This is a genomic window from Rhizobacter sp. P1_G5 (genome assembly GCF_056405435.1).
Window position 1 is genome coordinate 1 of the sequence record NZ_JBFUCB010000780.1, and the last position, 2,458, is coordinate 2,458.

At 72.1% G+C, this 2,458-nt stretch carries 4 protein-coding genes; all 4 read right to left on the bottom strand.

Annotation, left to right across the window (positions count from 1 at the left end):
* Positions 1-342: rhodanese-like domain-containing protein (locus AC1D12_RS30940; protein WP_477845035.1), on the bottom strand; the 342-nt coding region annotated here is incomplete at its 3' end.
* Positions 339-1,547, bottom strand: a complete 1,209-nt coding sequence (gene metC / locus AC1D12_RS30945; RefSeq protein ID WP_477845036.1) for a cystathionine beta-lyase — start codon at positions 1,545-1,547, stop codon at positions 339-341. The genes AC1D12_RS30940 and metC, both read right to left, overlap by 4 nt.
* Positions 1,544-2,164 (bottom strand): cysteine dioxygenase family protein, encoded by a 621-nt coding sequence (locus AC1D12_RS30950; protein ID WP_477826504.1) that lies wholly within the window; start codon positions 2,162-2,164, stop codon positions 1,544-1,546. The genes metC and AC1D12_RS30950 overlap by 4 nt, the downstream gene beginning before the upstream one ends.
* Positions 2,161-2,458: glutathione binding-like protein (locus AC1D12_RS30955; protein ID WP_477845037.1), on the bottom strand; the 298-nt coding region annotated here is incomplete at its 5' end. The genes AC1D12_RS30955 and AC1D12_RS30950, both read right to left, overlap by 4 nt.

The following is a 2,458-nucleotide window of genomic DNA, read 5'->3' on the forward strand; positions in this document are numbered from 1 at the left end:
GGTCTTCGACGGCAGGTTGACGCCCTTGAACAGCGTGTAGCCGGCGCGCTGCCAGGCCGGCGCGCCGCCGTCGAGCAGGCGCACGTCGATGTAGCCGAGCGCTGCCAGCCGCACCGCCGCACGCTGCGCAATGCCGTCGCCATCGTCCAGCAGCACCACCGGCGTCGTGCGCCGCGGCACCAGCCGGGGCGCGTCGATCTCCAGCCGGCTGTACGGCACGCTGACCGCGAAGAACGGATGGCCCTCGCCATACACGCCGTGCTCGCGCACGTCGAGCAGTGCGATCTCGCCGCCGTCCTTCAGCCACTGCTTCAGCGTGGCGGCATCGATCGTGCGGCTCATGTTGCAACCCTCCGTGCCACCGCAAGCGCCTGCGCGAGGTCATCGACCAGGTCGCGCGGATCCTCCAGCCCGACGTGCAGCCGCACCAGCGGCCCGCGCGGCTGCGCGAGGCCGGTCCACAGGCTGTGCTCGGCCAGCCGTTCCGGCGCGACCAGCAGCGCGAGGCTCTCGTAGCCGCCCCACGACGCGCCGATGCGAAACACCTGCAGCGCATCGACCAACGCCTGGCCGGCCCGCGGATCGGTGTCTCCCAGCTCGAACGACAGCAGCCCGTTCGCGCCGCTGAAATCGCGCCGCCACAGCGCATGCCCGGGATCGTCCTGCAGCGCCGGGAAGAACACCCGCGCCACCTGCGGCTGCGCCTGCAACCAGCGCGCCACCTCGACCGCATGCCGCTCGTGCTGCGCCAGCCGCACCGGCAGCGTGCGCAGCCCGCGCAGCGCGAGCCAGGCATCGTCGGCACCGATCGTCAACCCCAGCGATTCATGCGTCTGCACCAGGCGCCGCACCAGCTCGGCGCCGTTCGCCACCACGGTGCCCAGCATCAGGTCCGAATGCCCGCCGATGTACTTGGTGCCGGCCTGCAGCGAGATGTCGGCACCGAGGTCGAGCGGCCGGTGCAGCCAGCCCGCGCCCCAGGTGTTGTCGACCGCGACGGTCACGCCGCGTGCATGCGCCACCGCGGCCAGCGCCGGCAGGTCGAGCACCTCGTTCAGCAGCGAGCCCGGCGATTCGAGGTACAGCAGCCGCGTCTCGGGGCGGATGCGCGCGGCCAGGTCGTCGCGTGCCGGCGAGAAGTACTCCAGCGTGATGCCGAGCCGGCGCAACAGCTGCGCATCGACACGGCGCAGCGGACTGTAGACGCTGTCGCAGACCAGCGCGTGGTCGCCCGGCGACAGCACCGCCAGCAGCACCAGCGTGATCGCGGCCAGGCCCGATGGCGCGAGCAGCGCGCGCTCGCCGCCTTCGAGCTCGCGCAGCGCGGCCTCGAGCGCGCGGTGCGTGTCGAGCCCGTGGATGCCGTACGAGGCCACGTCCTCGCCGGCCGAGCGGCGCAGCAGCAGGTCCTCGCGCACCGCCATGCTCTCGAAGCGCAGCGTGCTCGCACGCACCACCGGCGTGTTGATCGGGCCGGTGCCGCCCGCCAGCGGCGGCGCGCCGGCGTGCAGCAGACGGGTTGACGGTTGCGCTGCCGGGTCCGTCATGCCACCACCTTGCTCGGCTTCATCTGCGTCGCGTTGTAGTTGGTGACCGCGCCGGTCGCCAGGTCGAAACCGACGCGGCCGGTCAGCGTCTCCAGCGGGCGGCCGTACAAGTGGAAGTGCAGCGTGGGCCGCGTGCCGCCGACGTGGATGCTGTGGATGTCCTGCGCAAGGAACTGGATCGATTGCCCGGGTTTCACGGTGAACTCGCGGTCGAGCACCAGCTGCGCGCGCGCCGGGTCGCGGCCGTCGTCGGTGCGGCGGTACAGCCGGTTCACCTCGTCGCCTTCGATCGCGACGATCACCGCCCAGGTGTCGTGGTTGTGCGGCACCGTGGTCTTGCCCGGGTTGATCGAGTTCAGGTAGAGCGCGATGTCGTCGTCGCCGTCGGCCGGGTTCAGGCGGTAGCGGGTCGATGCGCCGACGCCTTCGGATTCGGCCGGCGGCGGGAAGGTGGCGCTCGGGAACAGCTCGGGGCGCTGCGCGAGGCCGTCGAGCAGCGCGGCGATGCGCGCGAGCGCGGCGCGGTCGGGGGCGCCGGTGGCGAGTTCGCTGCGCACCGCGGTCAATGTCGTGCGCACGGCTTCGGCGCGGCGGGATTCGGGAGTGGCCTGGCTCATGAGAGTGCCTTTCGGTCGTCGTGATCGGGATGCAAGGGCGAGGCACGCGGCGATGTGCGTGGTGAAAATTGCAGCGCCTTCTCCTGCGGCGCGATCTGCAGCCCGCGCTCGTAGGCGCGGCGCACGGCAGGCCGCGCGGCGATGCGGCGCTGCCAGCGCTGCAAGTTCGGGAAATCGCTCAGCTGCAGGTGGTGGCGCAGCGGCTGGATCCACGGGAACACCGCGATGTCGGCGATCGAGTAGCTGTCGGCCAGGTGCTCGCGGCCCTGCAGCCGGTCGTCGAGCGTGCGGTAC

Excerpts from the sequence above, each read along its gene's own strand:
- metC (WP_477845036.1), bottom strand. The coding sequence starts at position 1,547 with ATGACGGACCCGGCAGCGCAACCGTCAACCCGTCTGCTGCACGCCGGC.
- AC1D12_RS30950 (WP_477826504.1), bottom strand. The coding sequence starts at position 2,164 with ATGAGCCAGGCCACTCCCGAATCCCGCCGCGCCGAAGCCGTGCGCACG.